At 67.6% G+C, this 15224-nt stretch carries 11 protein-coding genes and 1 pseudogene; 6 read left to right on the top strand and 6 right to left on the bottom strand.

Features of this window, described 5'->3' with window-relative positions:
* The 3 genes and pseudogenes from ACWCIA_RS16145 to ACWCIA_RS16135 all read right to left on the bottom strand — a co-directional run.
* Positions 1 to 420 (bottom strand): annotated as a pseudogene (locus tag ACWCIA_RS16145) (IS4 family transposase); the annotation flags it as partial.
* Between the two features lie 186 nt (positions 421 to 606).
* Positions 607 to 2463 (bottom strand): glycoside hydrolase family 28 protein, encoded by a 1857-nt coding sequence (locus ACWCIA_RS16140; protein WP_454164868.1) that lies wholly within the window; start codon positions 2461 to 2463, stop codon positions 607 to 609.
* 43 nt (positions 2464 to 2506) lie between these two features.
* A complete protein-coding gene (locus tag ACWCIA_RS16135; protein WP_454164867.1) occupies positions 2507 to 4315 on the bottom strand; it encodes a glycoside hydrolase family 28 protein in 1809 nt (602 codons plus the stop codon).
* Between the two features lie 231 nt (positions 4316 to 4546).
* Between ACWCIA_RS16135 and pelA the strand changes: the two genes are divergently transcribed.
* Both pelA and ACWCIA_RS16125 read left to right on the top strand, forming a co-directional pair.
* Complete coding sequence (gene pelA, locus ACWCIA_RS16130; protein WP_454164865.1) at positions 4547 to 5725, top strand: pectate lyase; 1179 nt, start codon at positions 4547 to 4549, stop codon at positions 5723 to 5725.
* Positions 5726 to 5898: 173 nt separating this feature from the next.
* Positions 5899 to 6570 carry a glutathione S-transferase family protein gene (locus tag ACWCIA_RS16125; protein WP_454164863.1) on the top strand — a complete coding sequence of 224 codons (672 nt, stop codon included), beginning with the start codon at positions 5899 to 5901 and terminating at the stop codon, positions 6568 to 6570.
* 9 nt (positions 6571 to 6579) lie between these two features.
* Here the strand turns inward: ACWCIA_RS16125 and ACWCIA_RS16120 are convergent, their stop codons facing one another.
* Genes ACWCIA_RS16120 through ACWCIA_RS16110 form a run of 3 tightly spaced genes read right to left on the bottom strand, consistent with a single transcriptional unit; the run spans position 6580 to position 9575 of the window.
* On the bottom strand, positions 6580 to 7848 hold the full coding sequence (locus tag ACWCIA_RS16120; protein WP_454164876.1) for an FCSD flavin-binding domain-containing protein: 1269 nt from the start codon (positions 7846 to 7848) through the stop codon (positions 6580 to 6582).
* A 2-nt stretch (positions 7849 to 7850) separates the two neighbouring features.
* Positions 7851 to 8780: a quinoprotein relay system zinc metallohydrolase 2 gene (locus tag ACWCIA_RS16115; RefSeq protein ID WP_454164861.1), complete on the bottom strand. Its 930-nt coding sequence runs from the start codon at positions 8778 to 8780 to the stop codon at positions 7851 to 7853.
* Positions 8781 to 9575 carry a quinoprotein dehydrogenase-associated SoxYZ-like carrier gene (locus ACWCIA_RS16110; protein ID WP_454164860.1) on the bottom strand — a complete coding sequence of 265 codons (795 nt, stop codon included), beginning with the start codon at positions 9573 to 9575 and terminating at the stop codon, positions 8781 to 8783.
* Positions 9576 to 9792: 217 nt separating this feature from the next.
* Here ACWCIA_RS16110 and ACWCIA_RS16105 point away from each other — a divergent pair, with 217 nt between their 5' ends.
* From ACWCIA_RS16105 to ACWCIA_RS16090, 4 genes are read left to right on the top strand one after another with little or no spacing between them, the layout of a single operon-like run.
* Positions 9793 to 11427: an AMP-binding protein gene (locus ACWCIA_RS16105; protein WP_454164859.1), complete on the top strand. Its 1635-nt coding sequence runs from the start codon at positions 9793 to 9795 to the stop codon at positions 11425 to 11427.
* On the top strand, positions 11424 to 13817 hold the full coding sequence (locus ACWCIA_RS16100) for a bifunctional salicylyl-CoA 5-hydroxylase/oxidoreductase (protein WP_454164857.1): 2394 nt from the start codon (positions 11424 to 11426) through the stop codon (positions 13815 to 13817). Before ACWCIA_RS16105 ends, ACWCIA_RS16100 begins: the two co-directional genes overlap by 4 nt.
* Before the next feature lies 1 nt (position 13818).
* The gene (locus tag ACWCIA_RS16095) at positions 13819 to 14337 is read left to right on the top strand and encodes a MarR family winged helix-turn-helix transcriptional regulator (protein WP_454164854.1); all 519 of its coding nucleotides are present in this window, start codon (positions 13819 to 13821) and stop codon (positions 14335 to 14337) included.
* A 31-nt stretch (positions 14338 to 14368) separates the two neighbouring features.
* A complete protein-coding gene (locus ACWCIA_RS16090; protein ID WP_454164852.1) occupies positions 14369 to 15223 on the top strand; it encodes an enoyl-CoA hydratase family protein in 855 nt (284 codons plus the stop codon).
* Position 15224 lies beyond the last annotated feature (1 nt).

Raw genomic sequence — 15224 nt, 5'->3', positions numbered from 1 at the left:
ACTCGCCGGCAGATGGCTACCATCGACAATGCGCAGCCGATAACCCGGCACCATGGGCGGTTCGTTCTTCATCATCGGCGCCAGTACATCGCTTAGGCGCGCTGCACTACCGCTCACCAATGCACGCGCCAGGCCCGGTTCGGTGTGCTTGACCTTGTCATAGAGTGCCTGGACCGATACTGACAACTCCGGGCATGCCCGCGCAGCAGCATGAAGCGATGGACTTGATCCAACCGCCACCAATGACATCAGCTCTACTGTCGTCGAAAACAACAGTTCCCTTTGATACTGGGTACCGCGCTCGCGCTCGAATAACTCATCGATCCAGGCCGGTTCCAATGCATGCTGTAGCGCTAGCCGCGCCATTACCGTCAAAGGACTATTCCGCGCGCAATGCGCTATCAATGCATTCATCACCATGGCACATTCCTCCTGTACCACTTGGATGTCGTCCAGGGACGATAGTGCCGCTCAGCTGTAATTGCTCTACAGAGACACCTTTAAAGAACTGGCTCGAGAGCCCACCCTACGTTGTTAGTGCGGCCATAAAAAAAGGCAGCCGCCCGGCTGCCCAAAACCCGCCCCCCGCACCGCCCGGTGCGGGACTCAGGGAGACACTGTCCCGTTGAAGAGCTTCCCGCCGATTTTCACGTTCTTCAGCACCAGCCCCTTCACGTTGTACAGGTAGACCGGCTGCGCCGCGTTGACGGGCGTGCCGAAGTCGCAGTCGCTGATCGTGACATTGCTGACCGGGAGTACCCGCGGCTTGTCTTCGCCGTTGTAGTTGGCGGCGACCGGCCCCATGATGACAATCGGCTGGTAGCACGAGAAGCGGCCGTTCGGCGTCTGCACATCGCCGACGGTGACGCGCGAGATGTGGACGTTGCTGACCTCCGGAGGGCGCGTACGCACCGCGTCGTTGGCCGCGTCGTAATCGCAGTCGAAGGTGATGATGCCGCCGGCGCCGGTGGCGATCGAACCGGCCGGCATGCCCGGACCCGGCTGGGCCTTGTAGAAGGCCGGGGTGGTGCGGATCCCGTTAGGGATATGGATGTCGCGCACGTAGAAATTACGCAGGAAGCCGCCGCGGTTCATGTTCGTCTTGAGCCGGATCGCGATGTTCAGCGGGTCGGTCTTCCAGTTGGCGTTCTCGAACACCAGCTTCTGGGCGTACACGTTCTGGATCCCGCCCGACATGATGCTGCCCAGGGTCAGGGCGCCGTGGCCGCTCTGCATGCGGCAGTTCTGGATCACGACGTTCTGGCAGGGCCCGAACTGGGTGTCGGTGCCCTTGCCGGAGTCGATCGCGATGCAGTCGTCGCCGGTGTTGAACTGGCAGCCCTCGACCAGCACCCCGTCGCAGGATTCGGGATCGAAGCCGTCGTTGTTCGGCCCCATGCTGTTCGCATAAATGCCCCTGGCATGCAGGTTGTGGCAGTTGACGGGGTTATGCTGCCAGAACGGCGTATTGGTGGTCTGGTAGCCCGCCACCAGCACGTTGGTGCAGCTGATGAACTGCACCATGTTCGGGCGCAGGAAGTGGCCGATCCCGAAGATGCGTTTGGTCGCCGGCACCCGCGCCTCGGACAGCGAGCGCAGGAAGTGCGGGTCGCGCTGCAGCCAGCCCTCCGGCCCCTGCAGCTTCTTCGCCTCGGCGGCCGACAGGTGGGGCGCGATGGCGGCCAGCGTGGGCGGGTTGAAAGGATTGACGGCGCGCTCGCTTTGCCCGAGGGCCGGGTCGTGCGGCACGCCGTCCGCATTCGCCGGCGCGCGGCCCTTCCAGGACCACCAGCAGTCGGTGCTGCCCTCGAAAGGCACGCCGGCCTGGCCGTCGAGGATGGAGGTCCAGTCTTCGCCGGTCAGGGCGATGTTGTCCTGGCCGTAGGCGTAGACCATCGACGAATAGTTCAGGCAGTCGTTGCCCTCCCAGCGGGTCAGGGACAGCTTGCCGTTCCTGCCGCAGTCGTAGTCGCCGTATTTCGCATAGTCGAGCGGGTTGTTGCTGAAGTAGAGATGGGCGCCCGCCGCCAGGTGCACGTTCACGTTCGAGCGCAGCACGATCGGGCCGGCGCACAGCCAGTTCCCGGCCGGGATCAGCACCCGCCCGCCGCCGGCCCGGTGGCAGGCCGCGATGGCGGCGGCGATCGCCGGGTAGCAGTCGGGCGCGCCCTGGACCGGGGTCCGGTAGTGTGCCCTGGCCTTCAGCGAGACCCAGCCGTGGACCGGCCTCAGTTCGCATCGCCTGGCGCCGAAGGCCGTGACGACGAAGTCTTCCTTGCGAAACCGCAGCGGCCGGGCGAAGCGGTCGACGATGGCCCGGGCCTGGTCCCATGGATCGGCCGGCGCCGCCAGCAGCTGCGCCGGATGGGCCGCGGCCAGCGCCAGGCTGCCTCCTCCGACGGTCTTCATGAAGCGGCGCCGGTCGTGGGTGTCTCGTGTGGTGTTCGTGTGCCTGACAGGCATGTCGTCTCCTTGTGGTGTGTTGGTCGCTGCCGCGCCGGGCGCGCTATCCGGCCAGCGTCGCCGTGACGGTTTTCCCGCCGGCCCGCACCCGCGTCAGGGTGACGCGCCGGGCGTTGTGGACGGACCAGGGCGTGGCGCTGCGCGGCGTGCCGAAGTCGCAGTCGGTGAGCGTGATATCGGCCAGGGGCAGGACAGGCGTGCCGGGCTTGCCGTTGAAGCTCGACGCCACCGGCCCCAGCAAGGCCAGCGCCTGGTAGCAGGAGAATTCCCCGTCCGCCGTCTTCACGTTCCCCACGCGCAGGCGCGAGATGTGCACGTCCGACACCGCGGGCGGCCGCGTGCGCACGCTGTCGTACCTGGCCGCGTAGTCGCAGTCGAAGGTGATGACGGCGCCGCCGCCGACCGAGAGCGTGTCCGGCGCCACCGGGGAACCCGGCAAGGGCTTGTAGAAGCCGGGACGGGTCTGCACCCCGTTCGGGATCGTGACGTCGCGCACATGGAAATGGCGGAGAAAACCGCCGCGGTTCATGTTGGTCTTCAGGCGGATCGCGGTGCTCAGCGGATCGGTGGCCCAGTGGCTGTTGCGGAACTCGATGTGCTCGGCATAGACATGCTCGATGCCGGCCGACATTTCGCTGCCCAGGGTGATCCCGCCATGGCCGCTGTTCATGATGCAGTTCCGGATCAGCACGTCGCGCGTCGGCCCCCCGTCGGTGTCGCGCGCCTTGCCGGCCTTGATCGCGATGCAGTCGTCGCCGGTGTTGAAGACGCAGTCCTCGACCAGCACGGTGTCGCAGCATTCCGGGTCGAAGCCGTCGCTGTTCGGGCCGAGGCTGTCCATGTTGACCCTGCTGATGCGGACCTTGCGACAGTTGTAGGGGTTGTGCTGCCAGAACGGCGAATCGTTCAGCTGGTAGCCCTGCATCAGCACATCGGTGCAGCCGATGAACTGGATCATGCAGGGCCGCAGGTAATGGCCGATGCCGAACACGCGGCGCGCCACCGGCACGCCCGCTTCCGACAGGGTCGGCGGATAGCGGTGGTCGGCGCGCCAGCCGGCGTCCTCGCCTTCGACCAGCGCACGTTCGGCGTTCGACAGGTGGGGCGCGACCGCTGCCAGCGAGGACGGGTTGGCGGGATTGATCATGCCCGCGGTCGGGCCGGGCCGCTTGCTCTTGCCGGCCCAGTCGTGCCAGCACTGGCCGCCCGGCTCGAAGGGGATGCTGCCCTGGCCATTGAGGATGCTGGTCCAGTCGGCGCCGGTGAGGGCGATGTGGGTCTGGTTGCGGGCATACACCATGGGCGAGTAGTTCAGGACGTCGTTGCCCTGCCAGCGCGACAGCACCAGCTTGCCGTGCCTGCCGCAATCGACGTCGCCATACTGCGCGAAGTGGGCCGGGTTGGGGCTGAAGAAGAGCTGGGCGCCCGCGGCCAGGTGGACGTGGACGTTCGACAGCAGCACCATCGGCCCGGCGCAGTACCAGTGGCCGGCCGGGATCAGCACGCGCCCGCCGCCCGCCTTGTTGCAGGCGGCGATGGCGGCGGCGATGGCCGGGTAGCAGTCGGCCGACCCGGGCGCGGGCGTCATGCGCGCCTGCGGCCCTGCGCCGTGGGCGCCCGCCACGGTCAGCGCGACCAGCCGGCAGGGGCGGGCCCCGAATGCCGTGATGGGGAAGTCTTCGTCGCGGAACGCCAGAGGCGTGGCGAAGCGTTCGCCGATCTTGCGTGCGCGTTCCCAGGGATCGCCTGGCGTGCGGGCGGCAGGGAGGGTGCATGCGCTGCCCGCCAGCAGGGCGGCGGTGGCGGAGGCGCCGCGCAGCAGGGTACGGCGTTGGTGGTCGATCGTGGTCATGCGGTCTCGGCGTGTCGGCGTGGGGCTGGAATGCTGGGATTGTGTCCGCCTTGCGATCACGCGGCAATTGCGAAATTCACCAAGCGGGCATGCGTTTTCGCGTAGGGCCGGCCGCCGCGCGCCGTTCAGAGAATCACCACCCTGGTTTATGAAATTGCCGAACGGCGGAGAATCGCTTTACTTCGGCGAAGCGGCTCGCTTAGCATCGGCGGCACACAACGAGGAGGCGGCATGTCGAAGAAGATGGCGGCGGTATTCATAGCGGCATTGGCAGTGGAATGCGCAGTGGTAGTCGGCGGCGGCCAGCCGGCGGCGGCGTTCGCGGCCGCGGCCGTCGGCGCGGCGCCCATGCTGGCGCAGGACGGCAACCCGGTCAACGGCGAACTGGCGGGCTACAAGCGCTGGCTCGCCAGGGACGCCGACCCGGCCGCGGCACTCGCCGCCGACCGCCGGCTGGCCGACAACATCGTGAGCTGGCAAATGCCGCACGGCGGCTTCTACAAGACCCCAGCCTGGTACGCGTCCCCCTGGAACGGCAGTGCGCCCCGCAGCGGCTGGTTCGGCGCCAATGGCGTCGAACTCGGCACCATCGACAACGGCGGCACGGTGTCCGAGATCCTGGTATTGGCCGACGTCTACGGGCGCAGCGGGAACCCGGCCTACCGCGACAGCGCGCGCAAGGCCATGGATTTTCTGCTGAACATGCAGTATCCCTCTGGCGGCTTCCCCCAGGTGTATCCGTCGCGCGGCCCGGCGAGCTATTCGAACCACGTCACCTTCAACGACAACGCCATGGTGCGCGTGCTCCTGCTGCTCGACCAGGCGCTGCGCGGGCAGGCGCCGCTCGCGGGCGACCTGTTCACGCCGCAGCAGCGCGCGCGCATGGAGCCGGCGCTGGCCGGCGCGGTCGGGTTCATCCTGAAGGCGCAGATCGAGCAGGACGGCGTCAAGACCGTGTGGTGCGCCCAGCACGACCCGGTCAGCCACGCGCCCGTCACCGGCCGCTCCTACGAGCTGCCGTCAAAGAGCGGCGCCGAATCGGCCATGGTCGCCGGCTTCCTGATGACCCGCCCGCAAACCCCGGAGGTGGCGGTGGCGGTGAAGGCGGCGCTCGCCTGGTACCGGCGCAGCGCGGTGCAGCTGAAGGACACGGCCTTCGACGTCTCCGAAGCCCGGAAGACGAAAACCTCGCCCTTCGTGCACAGGCCCGGGGTCACGACCTGGTACCGCTTCTACGACCTCGCGACCGACACCGGCTTCTTCAGCGGCCGCCTGCCGACCGACAACCCGCCCGGCGTGGGCAAGCAGTACGACATCATGAAGATCGGCGCTGAAAGCCGTTATACCTACCAGTGGGGAGGCTCGTACGGGACGCCGTTGCTGGCGTATGCGCAGAAGGTCGGCTATTGAGGCCCACCGGGATGACACGCGCGGACTTGGGCCGACCGTGAAAATAGTCCCACCGCGACCCGGCAATGCAGTGACCAACCGGGATTGCCGCTTTCTCGATGCGTGAGCGCTGGACGGGCGCACGGAGCGTGTAATGTAGATGCCTGGACAAACTCGGAGCAGAACACCGGAAGATGATCAGCTTATACCACTGCGTTGCCGCCCGTTCCTTCCGCCCCTTGTGGGCGCTGGAGGAACTGGGTCTGCCCTACGAACTGAAGATGCTGCCTTTCCCGCCGCGGGCCCTGGACCGCGCCTATCTGGAAGTGAACCCGCTCGGCACGGTGCCGGCCTTCTTCGATGGCGAACTCAGGATGACGGAATCGGCCGCCATCTGCCATTACCTCGGAGAGAAGTACGGCCGGGGCGAGTTCACGGTCGCGCCGGGCGAGGCGGACTTCGGCGCCTTCCTGAACTGGCTGCATTTCGGTGAAGCGACCCTGACCTTCCCGCAGACGCTGGTGCTGCGCTACGAGCGCTTCGAGCCGCCCGGGCGCCGCCAGCCCGAGGTGGCGGCGGCCTACCGGCGCTGGTTCCTGGGCAGGCTGCGCACGCTGGCGCCGGTGCTCGAAGGCAGGGCCAGCCTCTGCGCTGGACGCTTCACCATGGCCGACATCTCGGTCGGGTATGCCTTGCTGCTGGCCGAGTACCTCGGCATGGCGCCCGATTTTCCGCCGCCGGTCGCGCGCTATCTCGCCGGGCTGAAGGAGCGTCCCGCGTTCCGCAAAGCGCAGGAGGCGGAGACGGCCGCCGCGCTGGCGAAGGGCGTCAGCCCGGTCCCCGCGCCGCTGACGGTGCAGGAATAGCCCGCCGTGTCAAGCGCCCGCCGCTGCCTGGGACAGCACATCGGCCCAGATCTGCCGGGCCCACGCATCGGCATCCTGGCCCTCCCGCGCCGACGGGTGATCCGACAGGATGCCGCTGCCGTCGGCTTCCATGCTCCTTTTCGCCGGATCGTAGCGATACAGGGTCGAGATGTGCATGGCCTGACTGTCGTCGACAAAGCTGTAGCAGGTATTGGCAAAGGCCGGTTCCGGGTCGGGCGCCTGCCCCTGCATCAGCGCTACGACGGCGCGCGCACAGACCTTCGCCTGGGCATTGGCCATGTGGGCCGACTTGGGCAGGCTTGAATCGATCGCATCGCCGATGACGTGCACCCGGGGCAGGACGCTTGACGCATACGTGGTGAAATCGACTTCGCACCAGCGCCGCTCCACATTGGCGAGACCCGCGTCCTGGGCGATGCGCCCGGCCCGCTGGGGCGGGATGATGTTCAGCACATCGGACCTGACCGTGTCGAAGCTGGTCCTGACGGTCTTCCTCCCCGCGTCGACCTGCTGCAACTCGCTGCCCGGCACGTACTCGATCATGCCCGGGTAGAGCTCGCGCCATGCCCGTTCGAACAGGACGCGCTTCGAGGTGATCACGGGATTGGCGTCAAGGACGATGACTTTCGAGCGGGGCTTGTGCGTTTTCAGGTAGAACGCGGCCTGGCAGGCGCGTTCGTAGGGCGCGGGCGGGCAGCGATAGGGCTGGGGCGGCACCGCGATCGTGAAGACGCCGCCATCGCGCATCGCCAGCAGCTGCCGGTGCAGGGTGCGCGTCTGCGGGCCCGCTTTCCAGGCATGCGGAATCTGCTGCTGGGCGCCGGTCAGCATCGGCAAGTCGTCGTAGATGAAGTCGATGCCGGGGGCGACGATCAGGCGGTCGTAGGACAGCCTTTGACCGCTCAGCACGAGCTGCGACCTGTCGGCATCGATGGCCGTCACGCTGCCCTGCATGAAGCGGACGCCATGCCGGCGCTGCAGCGCGTCGTAGGCGAAGGTGAGTTGCGCCAGCGTTTTCTGGCCGGCCAGCACGCGGTTGCTGACCGGGCAGGAAATGAAATGCGGCTGCTGGTCGACGAGGACGACCTCGATGCGCCCGCCGCTCAGCATGCGCACGTGCCTGGCCGCGGTTGCGCCGCCATAGCCGGCGCCCACGACGATCACACGTCCCGGGGACGTCTTGCTTTTTCGCCCAGCCGCCAGGGCCGGCCAGGTCGCGCCGGCCAGGGACAGGCCGAGGAAGTCGCGCCTGCGCATGTTCACTCCCATTCCAGGGCCGGATACAGCAGGTTAACGTTGCGCCGGTTGACGACCTCGAACAGTTGCCAGCGCGCCCGCTCGGAGGCGGCCGCCGTGTCCATCGCCTCCGTCATGCCGCTGCCTTGCCGGATGGCGGTGCGCACGTCCCGCAGCAGGGTCGTCAGGTAGGCGCGCTGCCGGGCCAGCGCTGCCTTCTTGTCGCGCGTGACGGGGCCGTGGCCGGGGACGGTCGCGCTGGCCGGCATCCTGTCGAGGGCATCCATGGCGGCGAGCCAGCCCTGGAGATGGCCATCGAGGCTGGGCGTGCGCTCGATGAAGAGCAGGTCGCCCGTCCACAGCGTGCCGCTGGCGTCGTCGAACACGGTGACATCGTTGTCCGTATGCGCCTTCGGCCAGGCCCGCAATGCCAGCTTTCGCCCGCCGAGGTCGAGGATCAGGCGATCCTGCACGGCCTTGTCGGGCGCGATGATCGTGCTTTTTCCGGCTGCCGGCCCCAACTGCTTTTGCAAGTTGCGCAGGTAGGCGTCGCCGCGCAGGGCCAGCGCTTGGGGCAGCAGGGCATGGCCGACGATCTGCGGCGGCGTCCCGGGCTGATTGGCATCGAGGAAGGCGGCGTTGCCGAAGACATGGTCCGGATGCCCATGCGTATTGATCACGTAGCGTATGGGCAGCTGCGTGCGTGCGCGGACCGCTTCCTTCAGGGCCATGCCGACGGCATACGAGCCGCCGGTATCGATGACGGCCACCGCCTCGCTCCCGACCACGAAACCGGTATTGCAGATATCGCCGTCGTAGCCTTCCTCGAAATCCTTGTGCTGACCGATGTGCACGTACACGCCCGGCGCGACCTGGTCCACATGCAGCGGCGCCGCGACAGCCTGCGCCGTCGCGCTTGCCAGGAGAAGCATCCCCTGCAGCAGGCGACGCACCTAGCCTCCGACGTCCAGAGCCTGGCGGAATGTCGCCCCCTTGTTATCGTGCAGGACGACCTGCAGGGCGCCCGGCTTGTCGGCGAAGAAGCCGAACTGGAGGGACGGATTTTCGCTGATCCCGATCGATGTATCCGCCGTCATCACGGGCTTGCCGTTGTAGCTAACGTCGACCTTGCTGATGAAAAAGGCCGGCCGGAATCCGTGCGTGGAGAGGTCGCGCTGCAACCCCGTGTACATCGGATGCCGGATCAGGAGCCTGGCCTGGTTGACGTCGCCGCGTTTGAAGGGCCCGGCCAGCGCCATCTTCATTTTCCCTGCGTCGGCCAGCGCGGCGGTTTCCCCCGTGGCTGCCGGGCCGCTGCAGCCGCCCGAGGCCTTCACGGTCACCGCGTTCACGTACAGCTTGCCGTCGTTCGATTCTGCGACCACGTGCACCGGCGAATCGGATTCGAGCCGGATCCTGGTGGAGATCTCGGCCTTTCCGTGGTCCGGCTGGAAGTGGAAGACGGCCGTCAGGGGCACCGGATTGTCGTCGACGAAGACGGTGACCGACTTGATGTACTGCCTGGCCGTCATCGGGTGGTCGATGCTGAACGCGAAGGGCACCTGGTCGCCGCTTGCCGCGCGGCTGGGCGCGCTCAGGCGGATGAAGGGGGCTTCTTCCAGGGTCTTGCCGGCGTAGTAAGACTGTTGCAGTGTCGCCCAGGGCGTATCGGCGGCCTGGGCCGCCAGCGGGAAAGCGAGGGCGGCCAGAGCCATCAGGCACTGCGCACACTGGGAACGATGTTTCATCGAATCACCTCCATCCATGCAAAGCGACGAACCGATTTTGAGCAGCTTAGATGTCGATATCACTATAACTCACGATATCTCTCAGGTGGGCGGATTGCAGGACCGCCGAGCGAAGGATCTGCTCGGGAAATGCTTGCCCTGGTGGATACTTTAGGCTTAAAGTATGTTCGCTGCAAACGACGGGCATCGAGCCCTCCCTGGACTGGCCGGAGACACCATGAGCGGAACCGCGTACCTGGACACCTTTGCGATGGACAACCTGCCGCCGCGCGAGCAGTGGCCTGAACTGGTGTTCGAACTGGACGAGCTCCGCTATCCCGAGCGCATCAACTGCGCGGCCGAGCTGCTCGACCGCATGGTGGCGCAGGGCCATGGCGCGTCGAAGGCGATCCGCGGCGCCGGCCTCAGCTGGACCTATGCCGAGCTGCTGGAAAAGGTCGACCGCATCGCCGGCGTGCTGCGCGACGACCTGAAGCTGGTCACCGGCAACCGGGTGCTGCTGCGGGGCGCCAACCATCCGATGATGGCGGCCTGCATCCTGGCGGTGTGGAAGGCCGGGATGGTCGCGGTGCCGACCATGCCGCTGCTGCGCGCCAGGGAGATCGGCACGATCATGGACTTGGCGCGGGTGGACGCGGTGCTGTGCGCCGCCAGCCTGCGCGCGGAGCTGGATCTGGCCTGCCGCGAACTCACGAACCTGCCGCCGATAGTCGACTTCAACGATGGCGGTCCCGCGTCCCTCGAGCAGCGCATGGCCGCGATGCCGCCGCGCTTCGACAGCGTCGACACCTGGGCGCAGGACGTCTGCCTGCTCAGCTTCACCTCCGGCACCACCGGCCGGCCGAAGGGCACGATGCACTTCCACCGCGACGTGCTGGCGATCTGCGACTGTTTCCCGCGCTCGATGCTGGCGACCACCGCGGACGATGTCTTCATCGGCACGCCGCCGCTGGCCTTTACCTTCGGCCTGGGCGGGCTGCTGCTCTTCCCGCTGCGCTATGGGGCGTCCACCGTGCTGCTCGAAAAGCCCACGCCCGAGCTGCTGCTGGCCGCCATCGCCGAACACCGCGCCACCGTGTGCTTCACCGCGCCGACCTTCTACCGCCAGATGGCGCAGCTCGCCGGCCAGCACGACCTGTCCAGCCTGACCCGGTCCGTCTCCGCCGGCGAGGCGCTGCCGCGGCAGACGCGCCAGGCCTGGCAGGACGCAACAGGCCTGGCCATGATCGACGGCATCGGCGCCACCGAAATGCTGCACATCTTTATTTCCGCGGCCGGCGACGACATCCGGCCCGGTGCCACCGGCCGCCCGATTCCCGGCTACCATGCCTGCATCCTGGACGACGACGGGCATCCGGTCGGCCCGGGCGTCACCGGGCGGCTGGCGGTGAAAGGCCCGACCGGCTGCCGCTACCTGGCCGACCCGCGCCAGCTCGATTATGTCTGCAATGGCTGGAACCTCACGGGCGACGCCTACCAGGTCGACGCCGACGGCTATTACTGGTACCAGGCGCGCACCGACGACATGATCATCTCGGCCGGCTACAACATCGCCGGGCCGGAGGTCGAGGACGTGCTGCTGCAGCACCCGGCGGTGGCCGAATGCGGGGTGGTGGGGGCGCCCGACCCGGAACGGGGGCAGGTGGTGCTGGCCTATGTCGTGCTGCGCCCCGGCGAGCAGTGCGGGCTGGAGATGGCGAAAGCGCTGCAGGACCATGTGAAGGCGGCGATCGCGCCCTACAAATACCCGCGCCGGATCGAGTTCCGCACCGCCTTGCCGCGCACCGAGACCGGCAAGCTGCAGCGCTTCAAGCTGCGCCAGGAAGCCAGGCAAAACATGGAACAGGCATGAACATCGTTTGCATAGGGGGCGGCCCGGCCGGCCTGTACTTCGCCCTCCTGATGAAGAAGCAGAACCCGGCCCACGAGATCACCGTGGTCGAGCGCAACCGGCCCTACGACACCTTCGGCTGGGGCGTGGTGTTCTCCGACCAGACCCTGGGCAACCTGGTCGCGGCCGACGATGAGACGGCGCGCACCATCCTGCAATCCTTCAACCACTGGGACGACATCGACGTCCACTTCAAGGGACGCACGGTGACATCGGGCGGGCACGGCTTCTGCGGCATCGGCCGCAAGCGCCTGCTGAACATCCTGCAGGCGCGCTGCGAGGCATTGAACGTGCGGCTGGTGTTCGAGCAGGACGTGGCCGACGACCAGGCGCTGGCACGCCGCTACGGCGCCGACCTCGTGATCGCCGCCGATGGCCTCAACAGCCGCGTGCGCACCCGTTACGCGGCCACCTACCAGCCCGACATCGACACCCGCCGCTGCCGCTTCGTCTGGCTCGGCACGAAGAAGAAATTCGACGCCTTCACCTTCGCCTTCGAAGAGACCGAGCACGGCTGGTTCCAGGCCCACTGCTACCAGTACGACGGCGATACCTCGACCTTCATCGTCGAAACGCCGGAAGAGGTGTGGAGGAAGTCCGGCCTGGCCGACATGAGCCAGGAAGAGGGCATCGCCTTCTGCGAAAAGCTGTTCGCCAACTACCTCGACGGCCACGCGCTGATGAGCAATGCCTCGCACCTGCGCGGATCAAGCATGTGGATCACCTTCCCGCGCATCGTCTGCCGCCAGTGGGTGCACTGGAACGACATTGACGGGCGGCGCGTGCCGGTGGTGCTGATGGGCGACGCCGCGCATACGGCCCACTTCTCGATCGGCTCCGGCACCAAGCTCGCGCTGGAGGATGCGATCGAACTGGCGCGCTGCTTCCGCGAGCATGGAAGCGAGGGCATCGAACAGGTGCTGGGAGCCTACCAGGAGCTGCGGGCGGTGGAAGTGCTCAAGATCCAGAGCGCCGCGCGCAATTCGATGGAATGGTTCGAGAACGTCGAACGCTACACGAGCATGGAGGCCGAGCAGTTCGCCTATTCGATGCTGACGCGCAGCCAGCGCCTGTCGCACGAAAACCTGCGGGTGCGGGACGCCGATTACGTGGGCCGCTTCGAGGAGTGGATCGCCAGCCGCGCCTTCGAGCAGGCGGGTGTGCCGGTGCCGCCGGGCGCGGCAAGCATTCCGCCGATGTTCACGCCGTTCCGCCTGCGCGGCACCCTGCTGAAGAACCGCATCGTGGTGTCGCCGATGGCCCAGTATTCTGCCGTCGACGGCGTGGCGGGCGACTTCCACCTGGTGCACCTGGGCAGCCGCGCACTGGGCGGCGCCGGCCTGGTGTTCGCGGAGATGACGTGCGTCTCGAGCGACGCCCGCATCACGCCCGGCTGTCCCGGCCTGTACGCGCCGGAGCACACGGCGGCCTGGAAGCGCATCGTCGACTTCGTCCACGCCAACAGCGACGCGAAAATCGCCATCCAGCTCGGCCACGCCGGCGCCAAGGGTTCCACCCGGCGCGCCTGGGACGGCACCGACCTGCCGCTCGACGAGGGCAACTGGCCGCTGGTGTCGGCCTCCAGCCAGCAGTACCTGGAAGGGGTGTCGCAGGTGGCGCGCGCGGCCAGCCTCGAGGACCTGGAACGGATCAAGGGCGACTTCGTGCGCGCCGCCGTGCAGGCCGCCGAGGCCGGCTTCGACTGGCTGGAGCTGCACTGCGCCCACGGCTACTTCCTGTCGAGTTTTATTTCGCCGCTCACCAACCGCCGCGAGGACGCCTACGGCGGCAGCCTGGAAAACCGCTGCCGCTATCCGCTCGAGGTATTTGCCGCGATTCGCGCGGTCTGGCCCCGCGACCTGCCGATCAGCGTGCGCCTGTCGGCCCACGACTGGGTCGAGGGCGGGCTGACCCCGGATGACGCGGTGGGGGTGGCGCGCCTGTTCAAGGCGGCGGGCGCGGACATGATCGACGTCTCCTCGGGCCAGGTCAGCAAGCGCGAAAAGCCGGTGTACGGGCGCATGTTCCAGACCCCGTTCTCGGACCGCATCCGCAACGAGGTCGGGATCCCGACCATCGCGGTCGGCGCCATCTTCGAAGCCGACCACGCGAACAGCATCATCGCCTCCGGCCGCGCCGACCTGTGCGCCATCGCGCGCCCGCACCTGGCCGACCCGGCCTGGACCCTGCACGAAGCGGCGAAGCTCGGCTACACGGGAGTCGCCTGGCCGAAGCAGTACTACGCCGGCAAGCTGCAGCTCGAGCGCAACCTGGAACGCGAACGCCAGATGGCGGCGGCCAGCAGCGGCCTCACGCCGCAGCAGGTGGCGGCCAGATTGCTCGAGGGCTGAGATGGCGGGCCATATCGCCAAAGCGGAACGCGGCCTGGATGGCGTCGATGAAGCCGTCGACCTCGAGAGCCGCCTCACCGGGGACAACCACCAGTCGCTCAAGCTGTGGCTGCGCATGCTCTCGTGCACCACGCTGATCGAAGCCGAGATCCGCACCCGCCTGCGGGTCGAATTCGGCATCACGCTGCCGCGCTTCGACCTGATGGCGCAGCTCGACCGCCATCCGGAAGGCCTGCGCATGGGCGAACTGTCGAAGCGCATGATGGTCACCAATGCCAACGTCACCGGCATCGTCAACCTGCTCGAGCAGGAGGGGCTGGTGGCGCGCGACGCCGTGCCGGGCGACGGCCGCGCCTACCGCGTGCGGCTGACCCCCGCCGGGCGGCGCGCCTTCAAGGGCATGGCGTCGAAGCACGAAAGCTGGATCATCGAGCTGATGCGCGGCCTGGGCGAACAGGAACGCGCAACGCTGATGGCGCTGCTCTCGAACATGAAGCGGGGCCTCGGCGCCCCCGAATAATCAACACGTAAGCGAAACACCAGGAGAACCCATGCGTTACCTTGCAGGCGAACCGCAGCAGCTGGCGGGCAACCGCAACGACCTGTCCGGCTATCAGCCGCAGCACTTCTTGTTCCGCGTGGACGGCGGCGTGGCCACGATCACGCTCGACCGGCCCGAGCGCAAGAACCCGCTCACCTTCGATTCCTACGCCGAGCTGCGCGACCTGTTCCGGGCGCTAAGCTATGCCGGCGACGTCAAGGCGGTGGTCCTCACCGGGTCCGGCGAGAACTTCTGCTCGGGCGGCGACGTGCACGACATTATCGGCCCGCTGACGAAACTCGACATGCCGGGCTTGCTCACCTTCACCCGCATGACGGGCGACCTGGTGAAGGCGATGCGCGCCTGCCCGCAGCCGGTCGTGGCGGCCATCGACGGCATCTGCGCCGGCGCCGGCGCGATCCTGGCGCTGGCTTCCGACATCCGCTACGGTACCGCGCGCAGCAAGACCGCCTTCCTGTTCACCCGCGTCGGCCTGGCCGGCTGCGACATGGGCGCCTGCGCGCTGCTGCCGCGCGTGATCGGCCAGGGCCGGGCGGCCGAGCTGCTCTACACCGGGCGCAGCATGGACGGCGAGACCGCGGAACGCTGGGGCTTCTTCAACCGCCTGTGCGCGCCCGAAAACGTGCTGCTTGAGGCCCAGGCCTTTGCCGCCGCGCTGGCCGCCGGCCCGACCTTCGCCCACGGGATGACCAAGAAGATGCTGCAGCAGGAGTGGAATATGGGCGTGGACGAAGCCATCGAGGCCGAAGCCCAGGCCCAGGCGATCTGCATGGCCACCAACGACTTCCACCGCGCCTACCACGCCTTCGTCGCGAAGGAAAAACCGCATTTTGAAGGCAACTGAA

It is taken from the genome of Massilia sp. SYSU DXS3249 (assembly GCF_053668055.1).
The sequence above is the reverse complement of the archived record's forward strand: the minus strand, read 5'-3'. Positions and strand labels throughout refer to the sequence as shown.